At 57.1% G+C, this 19197-nt stretch carries 13 protein-coding genes, 3 tRNA genes and 1 pseudogene; 11 read left to right on the top strand and 6 right to left on the bottom strand.

The window, feature by feature from the left end:
- Window positions 1-892: 892 nt before the first annotated feature.
- A complete protein-coding gene (locus tag ABIE32_RS19370) occupies window positions 893-2548 on the bottom strand; it encodes a sensor histidine kinase (protein ID WP_429018535.1) in 1656 nt (551 codons plus the stop codon).
- 677 nt (window positions 2549-3225) lie between these two features.
- Between ABIE32_RS19370 and ABIE32_RS19365 the strand changes: the two genes are divergently transcribed.
- Window positions 3226-3351: a hypothetical protein gene (locus ABIE32_RS19365; protein ID WP_429018544.1), complete on the top strand. Its 126-nt coding sequence runs from the start codon at window positions 3226-3228 to the stop codon at window positions 3349-3351.
- An 11-nt stretch (window positions 3352-3362) separates the two neighbouring features.
- A protein-coding gene (locus ABIE32_RS19360) for an IS3 family transposase (RefSeq protein ID WP_429018532.1) occupies window positions 3363-4615 on the top strand; the annotation gives its coding sequence in 2 pieces (ribosomal slippage) (window positions 3363-3630 and window positions 3630-4615; 1254 coding nt in all).
- Here the strand turns inward: ABIE32_RS19360 and ABIE32_RS19355 are convergent.
- From ABIE32_RS19355 to ABIE32_RS19345, 3 genes and pseudogenes are all read right to left on the bottom strand, one after another.
- A pseudogene (locus ABIE32_RS19355) lies at window positions 4560-4897 on the bottom strand (IS3 family transposase); the annotation flags it as partial. The gene ABIE32_RS19360 and the pseudogene ABIE32_RS19355 overlap by 56 nt on opposite strands.
- 106 nt (window positions 4898-5003) lie before the next feature.
- Window positions 5004-5080, bottom strand: a tRNA-Arg gene (locus ABIE32_RS19350).
- A gap of 171 nt (window positions 5081-5251) precedes the next feature.
- Window positions 5252-5341 (bottom strand) — tRNA-Ser (locus tag ABIE32_RS19345).
- A gap of 688 nt (window positions 5342-6029) precedes the next feature.
- Between ABIE32_RS19345 and ABIE32_RS19340 the strand changes: the two genes are divergently transcribed.
- From ABIE32_RS19340 to ABIE32_RS19300, 9 genes are read left to right on the top strand one after another with little or no spacing between them, the layout of a single operon-like run.
- Window positions 6030-7019 (top strand): FAD-binding oxidoreductase, encoded by a 990-nt coding sequence (locus ABIE32_RS19340; RefSeq protein ID WP_429018529.1) that lies wholly within the window; start codon window positions 6030-6032, stop codon window positions 7017-7019.
- 12 nt (window positions 7020-7031) lie between these two features.
- Entirely contained in the window at window positions 7032-7805 is a 774-nt protein-coding gene (gene rfbF / locus ABIE32_RS19335; protein ID WP_429018526.1) for a glucose-1-phosphate cytidylyltransferase, read from the top strand.
- A gap of 7 nt (window positions 7806-7812) precedes the next feature.
- Entirely contained in the window at window positions 7813-8898 is a 1086-nt protein-coding gene (gene rfbG, locus ABIE32_RS19330) for a CDP-glucose 4,6-dehydratase (RefSeq protein ID WP_429018523.1), read from the top strand.
- 28 nt (window positions 8899-8926) lie between these two features.
- Entirely contained in the window at window positions 8927-10240 is a 1314-nt protein-coding gene (gene rfbH / locus ABIE32_RS19325; protein ID WP_429018520.1) for a lipopolysaccharide biosynthesis protein RfbH, read from the top strand.
- Between the two features lie 3 nt (window positions 10241-10243).
- Window positions 10244-11953, top strand: coding sequence for a thiamine pyrophosphate-binding protein (locus tag ABIE32_RS19320; protein WP_429018517.1), 1710 nt, complete (start codon window positions 10244-10246; stop codon window positions 11951-11953).
- On the top strand, window positions 11950-12885 hold the full coding sequence (locus tag ABIE32_RS19315) for an NAD-dependent epimerase/dehydratase family protein (protein WP_429018514.1): 936 nt from the start codon (window positions 11950-11952) through the stop codon (window positions 12883-12885). The genes ABIE32_RS19320 and ABIE32_RS19315 overlap by 4 nt, the downstream gene beginning before the upstream one ends.
- On the top strand, window positions 12872-13276 hold the full coding sequence (locus ABIE32_RS19310) for a GtrA family protein (protein WP_429018513.1): 405 nt from the start codon (window positions 12872-12874) through the stop codon (window positions 13274-13276). The genes ABIE32_RS19315 and ABIE32_RS19310 overlap by 14 nt, the downstream gene beginning before the upstream one ends.
- Window positions 13269-14234, top strand: a complete 966-nt coding sequence (locus ABIE32_RS19305; RefSeq protein ID WP_429018510.1) for a glycosyltransferase family 2 protein — start codon at window positions 13269-13271, stop codon at window positions 14232-14234. Before ABIE32_RS19310 ends, ABIE32_RS19305 begins: the two co-directional genes overlap by 8 nt.
- Window positions 14221-16509, top strand: a complete 2289-nt coding sequence (locus ABIE32_RS19300) for a DUF7024 domain-containing protein (protein WP_429018507.1) — start codon at window positions 14221-14223, stop codon at window positions 16507-16509. The genes ABIE32_RS19305 and ABIE32_RS19300 overlap by 14 nt, the downstream gene beginning before the upstream one ends.
- Window positions 16510-16730: 221 nt before the next feature.
- Here the strand turns inward: ABIE32_RS19300 and ABIE32_RS19295 are convergent.
- Both ABIE32_RS19295 and ABIE32_RS19290 read right to left on the bottom strand, forming a co-directional pair.
- Window positions 16731-16815: transfer RNA gene (locus tag ABIE32_RS19295), tRNA-Ser, on the bottom strand.
- Window positions 16816-17143: 328 nt separating this feature from the next.
- Window positions 17144-19078: a hypothetical protein gene (locus ABIE32_RS19290; RefSeq protein ID WP_429018505.1), complete on the bottom strand. Its 1935-nt coding sequence runs from the start codon at window positions 19076-19078 to the stop codon at window positions 17144-17146.
- Between the last annotated feature and the right edge of the window lie 119 nt (window positions 19079-19197).

The raw sequence follows: 19197 nt of genomic DNA, 5'->3' as shown, positions 1-19197 counted from the left end.
CAGACCAGCAGCAAGCAAGCTCGATTGTTGCATTGTGAGTCGCAAGACATCACGGGATTTGAATGGAGCCTTGCTGCGCGGTTTGTTTCTTGGGGCGCACATCTGTGCTGAACCCCGTCTGTAGATGTGCAGTCTGTTCCTCGTTTTACGCGCTTTGATCGTCTTGACTGACGGGACATGCTTGTTTGTCAAAATAATTCCGGCCAGTGCTTGCATTCATGGGAAGTCCCTGTAGTGCAACAAAGCCGCCGCATACGGCCAATAGCAGTCCTTTGATGCGCTCTAGAATACTGCGGGAACACTCCGGCAATACTAATCTGAGGCTTTACTTTGAAAATTCCATGCCGCTGTGGTTCTCTCATTGTTGATGGTACGGATTACCTACCCAACAAAGCACATTTAACGCCTGATCAAGGCTGGTTCAATGTTTTTGACACTATCGACAGTGCCATCATTGATTCAATCTTCAGCGGCAAATTAAGCAAGGATGATGCATATATGCACGCAAGAAAAATAATCCAGACGCCGACGCGCACGATGTGGCAATGTGGATCTTGTGGAAGGTTGTTCATCGACTCTCAGGATGGATCGCTACAGTGTTTTTCGCCCGAAGCCCCAGAGAAGGGAAAGAACATCCTTGCTTTAAGAAATAGCGTTTAGCTTATTGGAACGGATGACTCATGTTGGTCGAACTGGTACAGTCACTATCGGCCAACACCAGTCCTTGAATGCAACCTTTCCTGAAGTTCCATTTCAGCACCCTTTCTGACTGATAATTGATTGGCCTAGCACTTCGAAGACCGCTTTGCGCGTAGCGGGTTCATTTCGATAGAGCCGGTCCAGGCTTGAACAATGGCCATCTGGATGATCAAGGCTTCAAATTGCAGATGCGCTATGGTTGTCTTTGAGTGCGTTCCTGGACTCGCAATGCCAGCGTATGTATACCGGAAAAATCGAAATTTTCCAACATTCCTCTGACCAGGGTAGTGAATGGGGCGCGGCTGGGATCTTGGCAATGGAATTCGACCCAGTTTTCAATATCCGTTAGACGGCCATGCAATGCTAGGCTGGCGAGCTCATCCAGGGCTGCATCCTCCGGTAGAGCCTGCTTGGGCCAGTCCATATCTTGCAGCAATTCGCGATAACCGGTCTTGCTTGGTGGGACAACAGACCAACTCGATTCAGTGTCTTCTATCTCAGGCATGGGCAATGCAAATGAAAAGGTGGAACCTTGACCAACGCCACTGGACACGCGCAAGGTGCTACCCATGGCCGAAAGAATGCGCTGCGCAATGAACAAGCCCAACCCTGTGCTTCCGCTTGCAGCTTGGATCTGCTGAAAAGCCCCAAATATATCGATGTTGGAAGTCAAATCAATCCCAATTCCTGTGTCGCTGACCGCGAATTGCAGATAGCGCCCCCCCTCTTTAGAATCCAGAATGACCGATAGCGTTACGACTCCATCATGCGTAAATTTCGCTGAGTTAGAAAGTAAATTAAGGAGTACTTGACGCAGTCGATTGCCGTCCACATCAATCAATGTCGGAACTCTTGATGGAAGTTGACAGCGGAAGCAGTTCTTCTGTCTCAAACATAAAGCAGTAGCATATTCCGAAATATCTTCCAACAAAGGAAGCAAATAGGTTAATTCGGATTTCAGGGCAAGGGGCTGCAACTCCGTCTTCGAGTAGTCTTGCAGCTCATCGATCAAATTTAATTGATATTTAATATTGTTTTGAATGGATATCAGATATTTTCTTTGTGCATCCGTAGCATCATTGAGTAGCAGTTCGGCATATCCAGAGATAGTTGCGAGGGGTGCCCGAAGATCATGACTAATAAAACCCAAGGTTTCTGTCTTTTGTTGATCTTTCACCTGGGCATCGACAATCGATTTTTGCTGTAGTAAATAATTTCCGTTGATCATTAAACAGATGGCGGTGATTGGCATCACTGCGCAAAAAACAAAAACGTAAACAATTTGAATATAAGAAGATTCCCTTGGGTCGGAGGGTATCAGGTCAGGTATAAATAAAGTGACAAATCGAATCAAATAAATCAAGCTTTCGATGGCAAGCGAGGTCGCAAGTAAGCGATTAACGAAAGACTTTTCACCATATCGAATAACGGTGATGAATTGAATAAAGACAAATACAAACAAAAAAGAAGTAAAGCTCATCAGTCTATACTGATAATTCGCATTACCCCACATAAACCAAAGAACCAAGATCTCAGAAATTAGCATGCAGGGTATGATAAAATACCCTATCAAAGGCCGGCCATAAAACCTTCTGATGCCAAGGGTTTGCACGGCCACACCTAGCGTCAATAAGCCATTTCCAGCAGAAGAGTAAATTGTTGGATTATCACCAAACCAGCCGACATATAAGCACACTGCTAAAGTAGCAATTAAAAAACCAAGTGTGTATAGCCCAATTCTCTTAATGCCAATTTGGCGAGTATGGTTGGACAAAAGCAGAGGAATAAGTGCGAGCCCTGAAACGAAGGCGGACGTGGCAAAGAATAAATTGTAATTAATCGCGATCATCTTGGACCCGTTATCAGACCACCCTCAACACATTCTAATAATGCCAATAGCCATTAATGGGCGCATGGAGTCCATGCCAAGTATGAAATTGACACCGACTATGCGTCGTCACCAGACATGCACAGGGGCTGCCACACATCGGCATTTGGATGCGCCCATGCAAGGCCCCTGATTGGGACACACTCATAAATAGGAATCCTTGCCATTGGTGCAGGTGGATGGATGGCTGCTTAGCGATCACGAAGGACACAACTGTTCTTATTGCTAGCAGCATCACATTGTCGCTTGGACGATGCGGCCTGCATAAATGGGCATTCCCTTACTGAGCTTGTTGTGACAGACATACAACGCCGGGGGTAGATCGCTAAGCCCGCTGATGAAGGCTCAGTGGTGGCATGTCATGCCTTGACTATAGAACGGTCACGCGTCAGGAGAGTGAGATGTGAGGTGCATCTAGAAGGCGACCGTTCAAGGCAAGTCATGTCCCTGATAGCTTGAAGGGGGCTATGCATCAAGGATGCATTTAGGAATCGACTGCTACTTGCAGGTAACGCTGCAAAGCAAGCATTGACTATCGAGCCACGAACGACAGCAACGGGTCGAGGCTGTGTGAAAACGCTTGGCCGCTCACGCTTCAAAATTTAAAATCACAGCACCCAGTTTTAGCGAGGTGACCCATGAAGCGATTCATTGAAGGCCAGGCCCGCGAGCAAGTGACCTTGCTGCCCGAGTGTCTCGATGACTTTGTGGGCGCTGAAGTTGAAGTTCCCCCATTTGACCGGACACCTTATATTTCTAGATAAAGGAGTCCACCATGCCAATCAAGCAGGGAGCCTATCCGGCGGAGTACCGCCAACAAATCGTGGAGCTGGCCAACGCCGGACGCAGTCATTCAGACCTTGCCAAGGAATTTGGCTGCCACGCCACCAGCATCGGCACTTGGGTACGCCAAAGCAAAATTGATGCTGCAGGTGATGTCAGTCCAGATGCACCACTGACGACCGCCGAGCGCCAAGAACTAGCAGCCCTTCGTCGTGAACTGCGACAGGTTAAGCAGGAGCGCGACATCTTGGCAAAGGCTACGGCCTGGTTTGCACACAAAAGCGAAGCAGGCACGCCGTCTACACGCTGATTGCTGCGAACCAGGCCGCCTTTCCCATCGATGCCATGTGCAAGCATCTGCAGGTGAGCACCAGCGGCTATTACGAGTGGCGCAGCCGCTCGCCCAGTGCTCGTCAACTTGCCAATGCTGCCCTGTGTGCGCAAATCACGCAGATTCACCAAGCCAGTGATGCGACTTACGGAGCCCCGCGTGTGCACGCACAGCTGGGCCACATGGGGCAACGGGTCAACCTCAAAAGGGTTGAGCGCTTGATGCGCGTGATGGGCTTGCAAGGCGTTAGCCGCCGCCGGGGCTTTGTGGTGACCACCAAGCGCAACCCAAGTGACAGACCTGCGCCGGACTTGGTGCAGCGCTGTTTCACCGCAGCTGACATCAACCAGCTGTGGGTGGCTGACATGACCTATATCCCGACATGGCAAGGTTTCTTGTATCTGGCAGTTGTCGTTGACGCATGCAGTCGCAAGGTCGTTGGCTGGGCCTTTGGCACAAGAATGACAGCGGACTTGGTGATTGCAGCGCTCAATATGGCGCTGTACACCAGGTGCCCCGAGCAAGTCATTCACCACAGCGATATGGGCAGCCAATACACCAGCATCGCCTTTGGCAAGCGCCGCGAGCAAATGAAGGTTCGCCCCTCCATGGGTTCGGTGGGCGACGCGTATGACAACGCCATGGCTGAAAGCTTCTTTGCCACGCTCGAGTGCGAACTCATAGACCGCAGAAGCTGGCCCACCAAGGCGCAGGCGAGGCTGGATATCTTTAGCTGGATTGAATCTTGGTACAACCAGCACCGGTTGCATTCGGGGCTGGGATACCTGTCACCTGCAGAGTTTGAGAGAAGGAGGAAAGACGTCCAACCAGACACCGTTAAACCAACACATCAAATCATCTGCCAACCAGAGCCCTTCTGGCCTCAGGGAATGCCTCACGCACCCAATTGGTAAGCGTTCCACGACCGGGGTAGCCCAACGCCCTCATGGTGGCCGCGATGCATCGGTCATGGGTGAGGTAGTGCTCGATGGCTGCGGCCTTCTGCGCCTGCGAGAACTTTGATATGCGGCCTGCATAGCCCGTCGGTAGGTCTAAGCGCTGCAGATACTCGCGATGCCAGCCCTTTAGGGCATTCTTGCTTGGGTAACCCAACTGCCTGATCGTGGGCCTGACTCGCAAGCCTAGCTTTATGTATATAGCTCAACAGCTCGGATTCTGTCTTCGTAGGAATACATGAACTACCTCCTGGTAGTCCAAGTTTTTGTCCGCATCCCCCTTACAGTCCAAGACATCAAAACGAAAAAGCCTCAGAGCATTGCTACTCTGAGGCTTGACGTGTTTTGGTGCGGCTGGCAGGAATCGAACCCACGACCCCTTGGTTCGTAGCCAAGTACTCTATCCAGCTGAGCTACAGCCGCTAATTTAGCAATTCATCATCAGCTTATGATGAATGCATTTCGACAGTTTAAAAAGAACCATACCATTCCCACTTTAGCTCCATCGCCAAACAACACAAGGATGTTTTTTGTGGTACTTTATGTGGTACAGATTTTAAATTCTCCTGGAACCCATTGATTTTCAATGAAACTTGGCGGAGAGGGAGGGATTCGAACCCTCGGTACGCTTGCACGTACGCCTGATTTCGAGTCAGGTACATTCGACCACTCTGCCACCTCTCCGCAGCGCCGAAGCTGAGATTATAGCAGGCAATTTGAGGGTCTCGGGAAGAAACGTGGGTTTCTGAAAAATTGATGTGCTGGAGGGCGATCAGCCCGCTCATACGCAGCATCTTTGTCTCTGCAATCACCGCCCGACTTGTGGGGAACTCCCGGGGTGGGTAGCAAGAAAGGGCGGAGCTGAGGGGCGCCGCAAGCAGCAACAAACAGTGCCCGCCCCCAATGGATTCTTCTACTGCGGACCCAAATAGCAACTAAGCCGCCCAACACCAACGTCTTACCTTGTGCTGATCTAAGGCGGAAGGTCAATGGGGGAGAGCACGAAAGCGTTCCCTCTGAGCTGATGAAGTGGGTGGTCGACTGGGAAAGGCTACCGGGGTTGGTTCAACGGAGGAAAGCGGAGACCTTAGCCTACTTCTCCGAGTCGCCTGTGGGCGCAGAGATGCGCAAAGATAATGGCGAAAGCATGCAGAAAAGGTGACGCCCGCACGCAGCATATAATTTATGTTTACAGAATGAACTTACCCACAGCAGCGACCTGGTGCCGTTATCACCTCCTAGGCTGCAAACTACACATATCCAGGAGTGCAAGGGCTCCACGTGTCAGTCATGATGTCCGCGACTGACAGTGCGTCGCCTGCGGCCTGGCGACTTATCGTATTCAGCATAGGCAAGCACTTCAGCGCGATAAATGGCTTCAGTAAAACTTCAAAACGGTAAGACATTCAGTTCCGAATTTGGCATCTCACTGCTCGACAGTGCCAAGGCCGTCGGCATCACCCTGGAATACAGCTGCCGCACCGGCCGTTGCGGCATTTGCAAGACCACCGTCGTATGCGGCAAAACTGAAGCCTTCCGTGAAGAAACCTCGCTGACCGCCGAAGAGCGGGCTGCCGGGATGATCCTGACCTGCTGCCGCCACGCCACCAGCGACGTGGAAATCGACGCCGAAGACCTCGGCGCCCTCAGCAACATCGTGGTCAAGACCGTCCCTTGTCGTATCGACAGTCTCACCCGCTTGGCCGACAACGTGGTCGAAGTGGTGCTGCGCGTACCGCCCACCGGCAAGCTCAACTACCTGCCGGGCCAGTACCTGGACGTGATCGGCGAAGGCGGCCTGCGCCGCAGCTACTCCATCGCCAACGCCCAGCGCGAAGACGGCAAGCTGGAGTTGCAGATCCGCGAAGTCGAACAAGGCATGATGTCCCAGTACTGGTTCGGCAGCGCCAAGCACAATGACCTGCTGCGCCTGGAAGGCCCACTGGGCACCTTCTGCCTGCGCGATAAGGACGTAGGCACTATCGTCTTCCTTGCCACCGGCACCGGGATCGCACCAGTCAAGGCCATGCTCGAGCAACTGCTGGGTAACCCGGAACTGGCCGCTGGCAAGAAAATCTACGTCTACTGGGGTGGGCGTCATCCCGGCGATATCTATTGGGCCCCTCAGCTCCAGGGGCTCAATGCCGAATTCATCCCGGTATTGTCGCGCGCCCACGCCGACTGGCAGGGGCGCACCGGCTACGTGCAAAAGGCACTGCTCGAGGACGACATCGAGCTTGCTGATGCGGTCATCTATGCCTGCGGCTCGGAGGATATGATCCACTCCGCCCGTATCGCACTGACCGCCGCCGGCTTGCCGACCAAGCACTTTTACTCCGATGCTTTTGTAAGCTCAAACTAACAAGGATAAGTCATGAAAGCAGTCATTTTGGCAGGGGGGCTGGGCACGCGGTTGAGCGAAGAGACCGGTACTCGCCCCAAGCCCATGGTCGAAATCGGTGGCAAGCCGATCCTCTGGCACATCATGAAGATGTACTCCTCCCATGGCATCAATGACTTCATCATCTGCTGCGGCTACAAGGGCTACATGATCAAGGAGTACTTTGCCAATTACTTCCTGCACACTTCGGACGTCACCTTCAACATGCGTGACAACAGTATGGAAGTGCACGACAAGCGTGCCGAAGACTGGAACGTGACCCTGGTTGACACCGGCGAAACTTCGATGACCGGCGGTCGCCTGCGCCGCGTGGCCAACTATGTGCGCCACGAAGAAGCCTTCTGCTTCACCTACGGTGATGGCGTCGGCGATATGGACATCAGCGCCACCATCGCCTTTCACAAGCGTCACGGCAAGGACGCAACCCTGACCGCCACTTACCCGCCAGGGCGTTTCGGTGCGCTGGACATCAGCAACGGCCAGGTCCTGAACTTCAAGGAGAAGCCTAAGGGCGACGGTGCCATGATCAACGGCGGCTTCTTCGTGCTTTCGCCGAAGGTGCTCGACCGCCTGAGCGCCGACAGCACCGTGTGGGAGCAGGAGCCGCTGATGGGCCTGGCCGACGACGGTCAGCTGATGGCCTTCGAGCACGCCGGTTTCTGGCAGCCGATGGACACCCTGCACGACAAGAACCTGCTGGAAAAGCTGTGGCAGAATGGCGCCGCGCCGTGGAAATCCTGGGAATAACGCGAACATGAAAGCTTCCGTCTCTGCCGCCTTCTGGCAAGGCAAGAAGGTCTTCCTCACCGGCCACACCGGCTTCAAGGGCAGCTGGCTGGCCCTGTGGCTGCAGGGCATGGGCGCGAAGGTAAAGGGCTTTGCCCTGGCTCCGCCAACTTCCCCTTCGCTGTTCGAACAGGCGCAGGTCGAGCGCGGAATGCACGCCTCGCAGATTGGCGACATCCGCGACCTGGCGGCCATCACCGAGAGCATGACGGCGTTCGACCCGGACATACTGATCCATATGGCGGCTCAGCCGCTGGTGCGCCTGTCTTATCGTGAACCGGTGGAAACCTACGCCACCAACGTGATGGGCACCATCCACGTGCTGGAAGCCGCGCGCCAGTGCCCGAGCCTGCGTGCAATCGTCAATGTCACAACCGACAAGTGCTACGAAAATCAGGAATGGGAATGGGGCTACCGTGAAAACGAGCCCATGGGTGGCCACGACCCCTACAGCAACAGCAAGGGCTGCGTCGAGCTGATCACTAGTGCCTACCGCAACTCGTTCTTCAACACCGAACACGCAGCGGCCATAGCCTCGGCACGCGCCGGCAACGTGATCGGTGGCGGCGACTGGGCTGATGACCGGCTGATCCCCGACATCCTGCGCGCCGTGGCGCAGGGCGAGCCGGTGGTGGTGCGCAACCCCAAGGCTACCCGCCCTTGGCAGCATGTGCTGGAGCCGCTCAGCGGTTACCTTGTGCTGGCCCAGCAGCTATCGGAGCATGGCCACGCCGTCGCGCAGGGCTGGAACTTCGGGCCGCGCGACGAAGACGCCCGCTCAGTCGAATGGATCCTCGACCACATGGTCCAGGCGTGGGGTGATGGAGCTCGCTGGCGGCTGGACAACGACCCGCAGCCGCACGAAGCCCGTTACCTGAAACTGGACATTTCCAAGGCCCGCACCCACCTGAAGTGGGAGCCGACCTGGAACCTTGAAACCACCTTGACCCACATCGTCAACTGGCACCGCGCCTGGCTTCAGGGCGCTGACATGCACACCCGCTGCGTGGACGAAATCAGCAGCTACATGGCCGCCATGGCTTCTGGCGCCTAAACAACTATCAGCTTGAGCAGGAACTACTATGACCCCCGATATGCTCCGTCAGGAAATCAGCCAGCTCGTCGAGCGCTATGCCCAGATGGCCCTGGCGGCCAAACCTTTTGTTGGGGGCGAAACCGTCATCCCTCCTTCGGGCAAGGTGATCGGCGCCCGTGAACTGCAATTGATGGTCGAAGCGTCACTGGACGGCTGGCTGACCACCGGCCGTTTCAACGCGCAGTTCGAGAAAAAACTGGCGGAATTCCTCGGCGTCAAATACCTGATCACTGTCAACTCGGGTTCGTCTGCCAACCTGGTAGCCTTCAGCACCCTGACTTCACCCAAGCTGGGTGAGCGCGCCATCAAGAAAGGCGACGAAGTGATCGGTGTGGCCGCCGGCTTCCCGACTACCGTCAACCCGATCGTGCAGTTCGGCGCCATCCCGGTGTTCGTCGACGTCGACATGGCCACCCACAACATCAATGCCGACCTGATCGAGGCCGCCATCACCCCGAAAACCAAGGCCATCATGCTCGCCCACACCCTGGGCAACCCGTTCAACCTGGCCAAGGTCAAGGCGATCTGCGAGAAGTACAACCTGTGGCTGGTCGAGGACTGCTGTGACGCCCTGGGCGCCACCTACGACGGTAAGCTGGTCGGCACCTTTGGCGACATCGCCACCCTGAGCTTCTACCCGGCGCACCACATCACCATGGGTGAAGGCGGTGCGGTGTTCACCAACAACGCCCAGCTCAAGCTGATTGCCGAGTCGTTCCGTGACTGGGGTCGTGACTGCTACTGTGCCCCAGGTTGCGACGACACCTGTGGCAACCGCTTCGGTCAGAAGTTCGGCAGCCTGCCGCAAGGTTACGACCACAAATACGTGTACGCCCACCTGGGCTACAACCTGAAGATCACCGACATGCAGGCCGCCTGTGGCCTGGCCCAACTGGACCGTGCACCGGAGTTCATCGGAACCCGCAAGCGTAATTTCAAGCTGCTCAAAGAGCGTCTGTCGAGCCTGAGCGACTTCCTGGAAATCGCCGAGCCAACCCCGAACAGCGAGCCGTCCTGGTTCGGCTTCCCGGTCACTCTGAAGGAAAGCGCCGGGGTCAAGCGTGTCGACCTGCTGAAGTTCCTCGATCAGCACAAGATCGGCACCCGCCTGCTGTTCGCCGGCAACCTGATCCGCCAGCCATACTTCCACAACGTGGAATACCGCGTGGTCGGCGAGCTGACCAACACCGACCGAACCATGAATCAGACCTTCTGGCTAGGCGTGCAGCCTTCGCTGGGGCAAGAACACTTCGACTTCGTCGGTGAAAAGCTGGAAGAATTCTTCGGGATCGGTTTCTAACTTATGAAAGCTTCAGATGCAGTAGCAAAAGTTCTGGCGGACCACAACGTCCTCTATGGTTTTGAGCTCATCGGTGGAATGATCGCCCATCTGGTGGACAGTATTAACTTGCTCGGCAAGACCAAGTTGGTATCCATGCACCATGAGCAAGGCGCGGCCTTCGCTGCATCTGGGGTCGCCCGTGCGACCCACCACAAGGTTATGGGCGTGGCACTGGGCACCAGCGGCCCAGGCGCCACCAACCTGATCACGGGCATTGCCGACTGCTGGCTGGACAGCCATCCATGCGTGTTCCTCACCGGGCAGGTGAACACCCACGAGCTCAAGGGCGACCGCCCTATCCGCCAGCAGGGTTTCCAGGAACTCGACAGCGTGGCACTGGTGAGCAGCATCACCAAGTACGCACACCAGATCACCCACGTCGACGAACTCATTCCGAGCCTGCTCAAAGCGCTGCGTATTGCGCGAGAAGGCCGTCCAGGGCCGGTCCTGCTGGACATCCCCATGGACATCCAGCGCGCCGAAGTCGATGAGGTGGTACTCGACCAATTGATCAAAGCCAGCCTGGCCGTCCCCGTGGCCGAATCCCAAGGCTCGTTCGGCGAGGTCTGGGCCGCGTTGGCCAAGGCGCAGAAGCCGCTGTTCCTGATCGGCGGCGGCGCTGTCAACTGCCCTAACTTCAGCCGTTGGCTGAGCCAGATTGGCAAACTGGGTATCCCCCACGTCGCCAGCCTCAAAGGCGCTGAAAAGCTCACCGCCAGCGAGCATTACCTGGGCATGCTCGGGGCCTATGGCACCCGCGCCGCCAACCATGCGGTGCAAAACTGCGACCTGCTGATGGTGTTCGGCAGCCGTATGGATGTGCGCCAGACCGGCGCCAAGACCGAAACCTTCGCCGCCAATGCACAGGTTATCCAGTTTGACCTGGATGCCGCGCAGTTGGACAACCGGGTCAAGGCGCAGCAGTCGATCCAGGCCGAACTCGACAGCGTATTCGTCGACTTCATCAGCCATGCCGCCACGCTGCCAATGGCGCCAGCGGCCTGGCGCACGTACCTGGCCAAGGTGTTCGCGCAGTCGTTCGCCGATGAGTATGCGGACTGGAGCGTCAGCCCGTTCGCCCTGTTCAGCACACTCAACGAACTGACCGCTGACCGCACCTTGGACTACGTTGCCGATGTCGGCAACAACCAGATGTGGGCAGCGCATACCCTGCGCCTGGGCCCCAATCAGGCTATGCACCACTCCGGCGGCCTGGGCACCATGGGCTTCGCCATCCCGGCCGCAGTTGGGGTGAGCATCGCCGGTGACAAGCCGGTCATCGTCATCACCGGTGACGGCGGCGCGCAGTTGAACATTCAGGAACTGGATATCATCGCCCGCGACCAGTTGCCGATCCTGACCATCGTCATGAACAACCACTCACTGGGCATGGTGCGTGGCTTCCAGGAAATGTACTTCGAGGGGCGCAACTCGTCGACCTACTGGAACGGCTACACCTCGCAGTTCAAGGCCTTGGGCGAGGCGTACGGCATCCCGTCGCACAGCGTTATCGACCTGGCTGCCTTCAACGCCGCGGTGACCGAGTTCCTGGCCAACGGCAAGCCGATGTTGATCGAAGTGTTGATGCCCGATGCCCGCGAATGCCGCCCTCGCCTGGAGTTTGGTCGGCCGATCAATGAGCAGTCGCCGCTGATGGACCTGGGCCGATGAAGCTGGCGATTCTCGGGGCCAGCAGCCACATTGCCAAGGACCTGGTTGCCAGCATTGCCGCACACACCGCTTACGCCTGCACCTTGTTCGTCCGCGCGCCTGGCGCGCTGGATGCCGAGCTGCGGGCCATCGCAGCGCGTAAGGGCTTTGTCGTCAGCGACTATGCCGGCTTCGACGCCAGCTGCCAGTTTGACGCGATCATCAACTTCGTCGGCGTTGGTGACCCGGCCCGCGCGGTACAGATGGGCAAGGAAATCTTCACGGTCACCGACCAGTACGACAACCTGGCGCTGGATTACCTGCGCAGCCGCCCGGCGTGCCGCTACATCTACCTGAGCAGCGGCGCGGCCTACGGCAGCAACTTCGCAGCCCCCGTCACTGAAGCTTCGCACGCGGTCTTCCCGATCAACGGCCTGCGCCCGCAGGACTGGTACGGTGCGGCCAAGTTCCAGGCCGAATGCCGCCACCGCGCGGTGCCTGAGGCGGCAATCGTCGATGTGCGAGTGTTCAGTTACTTCAGTCACCGACAGGCCCCGCAGGCACGCTTCTTCCTCAGCGATATCCTGCGGGCGCTGCACGCTGGCAGCGTGCTGGAAGTGGCGCCGGACGACATGCTGCGCGATTACCTGACGCCGCCCGACTTTCTGCAGTTGATCGACCGCATCCTGCAAGCGCCGCCCTACAATGCCGCCATCGACTGCTACAGCCAGGCGCCGGTGGGCAAGTTCGAGTTGCTCGCAGCACTCGGCGAAACCTTCGGCCTGCGGCACAGCGTCGCCGGTGACCTGGCGCGAGTCAACGCCACCGGCCCTAAGGCCCATTACTACTCCCACAACCGTAGAGCCGAGCAGTTGTTCGGCTATGTGCCAGGCGATTCGTCGCTCAGCGGTGTGGTACGCGAGATCAGGCAGCAGCTCAATGCAAGACACTGACCCGTCACTTCCCTGGATACGCCGCCTGCTACAGGTGAAGCTGTTTCGCTTCCTGCTGGTGGGCGCGATGAACGCGGCGTTCGGCTATGGCTGCTTTGCCGGTTTCCTGTACCTGGGCCTGCACTACAGTGCCGCCCTGCTGCTGGCCACCGTGCTGGGCGTCGCCTTCAACTTCAAAAGCACCGGGGCCCTGGTGTTCGGCTCGAAGAACAACAAACTGATCTTCAGGTTCGTGGCCGGGTATGGCGTGGTCTATGGCACCAACGTGGTCGGCATTGCGGCGCTCAAGCTGCTGGGTGTCGACCCCTACCTGGCAGGCATGGCATTGATCGTGCCCATGGCCCTACTCTCTTTTGTCATCAATAACAGGTTCGTTTTCAATTATGCGTAAGCTGATCAGCATAGTGACTCCCTGCTACAACGAAGAAGCCAATATCGATGAGCTTTACCAGCGCATCGTCGAGGTCATGTCACGCCTTGATTACGATTACGAACATGTATTCATCGACAACTGCTCGACCGACGGCAGCCACGCCAAGCTGCACGCCCTGGCCGCGCAGGACAAACGCGTCAAGGTGATCTTCAACGCACGTAACTTCGGCCATATCCGCTCGCCTTACCATGCCCTGCTGCAGGTCAATGGCGACTGTGCCGTGCTGATCGCCTCCGACCTGCAAGACCCGCCCGAGATGATCGAAGAGTTCGTCAAGAAGTGGGAGGAAGGCTTCAAGACTGTCATGGCGGTGAAGCCGGAGAGTGAAGAGTCGCGCGTGATGTTCCTGGTGCGCCGCGCCTACTACCGCTTCGTCACGCGCATTTCAGAAGTACCGCTGGTGCAGAACGCTACCGGTGCCGGCCTGTTTGACCGTGCGGTGCTGGACATCCTGAAGAAGATCGACGACCCGTATCCGTACTTCCGCGGCCTGCTGTGCGAAATCGGCTTCCCGATCGCCACCGTTCCGTTCAAGCAGCCACGCCGTCAGCGCGGCATCACCAAAAACAACTTCTACACCCTGTACGACATCGCCATGCTGGGCATCACCAACCACTCCAAGGTGCCCCTGCGCCTGATGGTAATGGGCGGTGGCTTGCTCGCGGGCCTGAGCCTGCTGGCCGCGTTTGGCTTCCTGCTGGCCAAACTGCTGTTCTGGAACTCGTTCCAGATGGGTATCGCGCCGTTGCTGATTTCGCTGTTCTTCTTTAGCTCGGTGCAAATCCTGTTTCTTGGCATGCTGGGGGAATATCTGGGGTCGGTGCATACGAAAATGCGCAATATGCCGTTGGTGGTGGAAGCCGAGCGCTTGAACTTTGACCAGTCGGGCGGAGCCGAAGACCATGACCGCACGTAATTCGGTACCTGCAGACGAGACACTGGAAGCCGCACCACCACTGACCTTGCGCGAGATAGTGGTAGCTGACTGGAAACTGATCCTGCTCGGTGCGCTGGCATCGTTCTTTCTCGCCAGCATTCTGACAAGTGGGATACCCGAGGGGCTGGTCCCCAACCTCTCAGCGCCATACAGCTATGGCGGCGATGGACTGTTCCATGCCTGGATGGCCCAGCGCGTTCACGAAGGCTGGTTGTTCGAGAACGCTCGCAGCGGTTATCCGTTCGGCTCGAACTTCTTTGACTTCCCAGGCTCCGACGGCGGCGATCACTTGATCGTCAAGTTGACCGCCCTGCTGACTGGAGGCTGGGTTGGCGGCGTCAACCTCTTCTACCTGCTCGGCTTTGCCACCTGTTTCATCGCCACCTATGTAACGGCGCGCGGTTTCGGACTGAACCGCAGTTTTGCGATGGCGACCGGTGCGCTCTACACTTTCGTGCCGTTTCACTTCCTGCGCTTGCCGCATCTTTTTTATACGTGGTACTTCGTTGCGCCTTTGTTCTTCTACCTGGCGTTGACTATCTACCGTACCCCCGCCAAGGTGCCTGGCGCCCGAACAACCTTGGGCAAGCTGGCACTCGCTGCCCTCTGGATGGTGGTACTGGCATCGTTCGGTGTCTATTACGCTCTGTTCGGCATCATCATGCTGGCGCTGGCTGGCATCCTCAGCGCGGTGCGCTCCGGGCATCTTCAAGGTACGAAGAAAGCTGCGCTGCTGTGCACGTTCGCCGTGGCAGGGGTACTGCTCAACGTTGCACCTAACTTGGTCGGCAACTTCACCGAAGGCAGGAACCCGGAGGCCGCCCAACGCTTGCCGCTGGAGTCTGAAATTTACGGTCTGAAGTTGATGCAATTGCTGATACCCAGGGGAGACCACCGTTCTTCGACGCTGCGAGAGGTGGCTCGGGAGTACAGCAATTCGCCGCTGAACAACGAAAACTCCACATCCTCTCTAGGCATTATTGGCTCAGCAGGATTCATGCTCTCCTTACTGCTGGTGGCACTCGCCCCAGCACGCCTGAAGGTCGATGAACGGCTGCGTTTGCTGGCGGCCATCATCTTTGTACTGTTCATGTTTGCCACCATTGGGGGCCTGGGCTCGCTGTTCGCGCTGGTGGTGTCGCCGTTGATCCGAGGTTGGAACAGGATCAGCATCTTCATCGCCTGCGGGTCGATACTGTTCTTCTTCGTGGCCCTGCAATGCCTGCTGCACAAACGCCCACACTACACGCGCTATAGCGTGGCCATTGCCTCGGTGCTGGTGCTGTTTGGCCTGTCTGACCAGACTGCTTCTGTGTGTCAGGACTGCAATGCCAAACAGAAGGTCGCGTTCGAAAACGACCAGCAGTTTGTCCAAAACATCGAGAAGGCGCTACCCGTAGGCGCGGCCATCTACCAATTGCCCTACATCGGCTTCCCAGAAGTGCCAATCATGCACCGACTGCTCAATTACCAGATGATGACCGGCGTGCTGCATTCCTCGGCACTGCACTGGAGCTTCGGAGGTATGAAAGGCCGCCCGGGGGATCTGTTCTATCGGTCTCTGGCCAAAGAGCCGCTGTCGCACCAGCTTGAGGTCATCCGTCGGCTTGGATTTGATGGTATCTACATTGATCGCCGTGGCTATGAGGATAACGGTAATGCCGTGACCGAAGAGCTGACGCAGTTGCTGCACATGCCGCCAACACTTGAGCATGCCAGCAAGGAGATCGTGTTCTTCAAGCTCAACGACCGTGCACATCCGCCCATCTCTGGCCTGACGCCGAAGCAGATCATGGCGAAAGCCCATTATTTTGCGGACGCCTTCGGGGCGCGCTACCCCGGTGACATGGCCAGCGGCATCGACTTCTCCAAGCCCGGCCTGCCTGACTTCATCGCCAGCACCAGCGGGCTTTCTGGCGTCGAGCCGTGGGGACGCTGGTCCGATCAGGGCAAGACCACCTTCGAGTTCGTCCAGTCGCTGCCGCAGCGGTTCACCTTGGTGCTAAAGGCCCACGCGTTTGCCTCCAACGCTAGCAAACCGACAAAGGTCGAAATCGGTCGTCATACTTACGACATTCAAGTGACTGCGGGTGATTCAGAAATACGACTGGTCGTCGACCTGCAGGGTGAGAACACCAACCGCATCACCTTCATCCCGCCGGCCCCCATTCCGCCGCACAAGGTGGACAAAAGCAATAACGACCAGCGGACCATCGCTCTTGGTTTCGTGTCGATGAGCATCGACATCCAATAGTCGGCGGTAATCTGTAAGGTGGCGCAGCCCATGCACCACCTTAGAGGCTCAGCCAGACCTTTCACAGCAACTCGCAAGTGGACTGCCCCTGGTCAGAGGCAATCCAGACACCGTGGTTGCCAGCATGGGAGCCCCGCATACACCCAGAGCTACGGCAGGTAAAACGCAAGATAGAAATGCAAAACGGGCCACATGGGCCCGCATTTCATGAATTCTTAACCAGGAGGGAGGGATTTGGACCCTCGGTGCGCTTGCACGTACGTCTGATTTCGAGGCAGGTACATTCGACCACTCTGCCACCTCTCCGCAACGCCAAAGCTGAAGTTATAGTAGGCAATGTGCGCCCCTCAGAAAGAAACGCAAATTTCTGAAAACAGGATACCGCGGACCTGCTGCAATGTCCCAAAACATTTGACTTGTGGCGTCATATGGCTATCTTTGCGCATCTGGATTCTCGCGTTCATCGTCTGGCAGTTGAAGTTCGTGTCGCATAGCCAATGCGGCTCGGGCCGCATTGGGCTGAAGTCGTCGAGCATCTAAAGTAGCCGGGCTTGGTATATCACTGCAGCCAGTCAGTGGCTTCACTCCGGGCCTCACACCTGGTCTTGAAACGCTGCCCATGCAGTCGCTCGACTCAACGTCTGCGCAGCGCACCTGGTGAGCACGTTGCAGCGAATGTGACCAAGACAACGGAGAGCAGCATCAGCGCCCACTGACCCATTGATGAAACGGGTACCGCATCGCCAGGGTGGGCAGTCACATCATCCGTAACCTGCGCCTGACATGCACCCAGACAACCGCCTTGAGCGGGCGGAGTCACTATCGCAACATTGGTGACGGATCCAGAGGCAGACGGCAGTAGCCGCGCAGTCACGGTATACACCAGTTGCGAGCCTGCAGGAAAGGTCGTCACCTGCTCATTCAAAGCAGCGACACCGCTGGGCGCAGGACACAGTGCGCCACCTGCGGCCGCGCAAGTCCAGTCCCAGCTTTCGACACCTGCAGGCATTGCGTCGTTGAGCAAGGCGCCACCCGCAGATGTCTGGCCCGTGTTCGCCACGGTCACTGAATAGATAGCCGAGCCACCAGGGATGAGAGCAGCACCCAAGCGACTCTTGGCGACAGAAATCTGCGGCACCCGTACCACTGGGGCCTCCGACACGATCAGCGTTGCCTCGGCGTCTCGCACAGGCGTCAGATTTTGTGCATTCGTTACCACTGCTGCTGCAATGCGGTCGTCATAGCTGCCGGGCTCGATACCCCGTACTTCCAGGACGGTGGTGCAACTCTGTCCTGCAGCCAACTCCACGCCAGACAGACTCAGTGAGCTTCCGGCGGGCGAGTTCAACACACCCGCGCAGCTGTTACTTACAACAACTCCCGTGAACTGCAGGTTCGCAGGAAGCGAATGGGCATAGGCCAGATCCGTAATAACAGGTGTCGTCGCGAGAGGGTCACAACCTTGCGGCCCCTGCAGCGTGACAGCCCACTGTGTGGTTTGACCGGCGACGATGCTCGAAGGACTGAATTGCATGCTGACGCTCAGGCTCGGATCGTCGCTGTCGCCAGGCGCGGTGACCATGACGCTGTTGTTGCATGCGTCGCGTGTCAGGAAATAGCTGCGGCCGTCCGAGGTGACCTCTGGAGCACTGAAATTGCCTCCATTAGGCAATCCGTTGACCAGTACATTGACGCCTCCTGGGCCATAAATGCGAGCCGGAGAGCTCCAGCTGACTCCGCCATCAGCAGACTCCACGTACCAAAGATCCTTCTCCAGCGCTGCAGTGGTGTTGTAGTCTGCAAAGTTGTAGTAAGTGCCCAGCACGCTTCCCATGCGCAGTGTTCGACCTGCGTTGTACACCAGCGCACGGGTGCCTCCCGGCGGGAGCGGCAGAATTTCTGAAAAAACGGTACCCGCAAAAAGATCGGCTTCCAGTGTCTGCTTGGGGATGCCCGCGTCTGTGGCAGGACGTGGCGTGGTCAGCGGTGGAGATGCCGCAAGGTTCACACCGTAGCGCCCCAGATTCCCTCCCCTCGATCCAGGCAGCGCACCCGCCTGTGGCACATGCCGTAAATAGATGAAAGAATCCTCCACACCGAAAGCGCCGATATGGAATCGGCCAGGTCCTGTGCTGGTGCCGCAGGTCTGAGATGGCAAGGGCCCGATGGGCGTAACGGCCAAGCTGCCAGGGTTGGACCCGATACGCCAGATGCTGGTGTTGTAGCTGTACCAGTTCTGACCGGCTTGGTTTTGATGCCAGACGGCCATCAACCACTCGCCACTGACCTTCGAGACCCGCACGAATGTTGCAATCGGTTCTGTCGCAGGGATGCTGTTCGCACCACAAGCCAAGGCCCAGTAATTGGCGGGAGGCTGCAAGACTCCTTGCGTCGTAAATGCAAGGCCATCCACGGAAGTTGCATGGATCATCTTGCTGATGAAGGAATCAGCGCCATTTTTGATGAGCCAGAGGTGGTAGGAGCCATCGTCAGCGCGCACTACGGAATTGCGCAAGCCACTACCCGAAGTTTTGGTTCCCAGCGGCACGCCGTCGAGAGTAACAGCCACCGTGCTCGAAGGAAAAACGACAGGGCCCGCCCGGACGACTGTGGAGGCCAGCAGCAACAATGCCACTGCAGACGCGGCGATACGCGCGTCACGGCACACTCTTGCCAACAAGTACAAGC

This window comes from Comamonas sp. 4034, assembly GCF_050434545.1.
GTDB lineage: Bacteria > Pseudomonadota > Gammaproteobacteria > Burkholderiales > Burkholderiaceae_C > Comamonas > Comamonas odontotermitis.
This window is presented reverse-complemented; position numbering and strand designations above follow the sequence as displayed.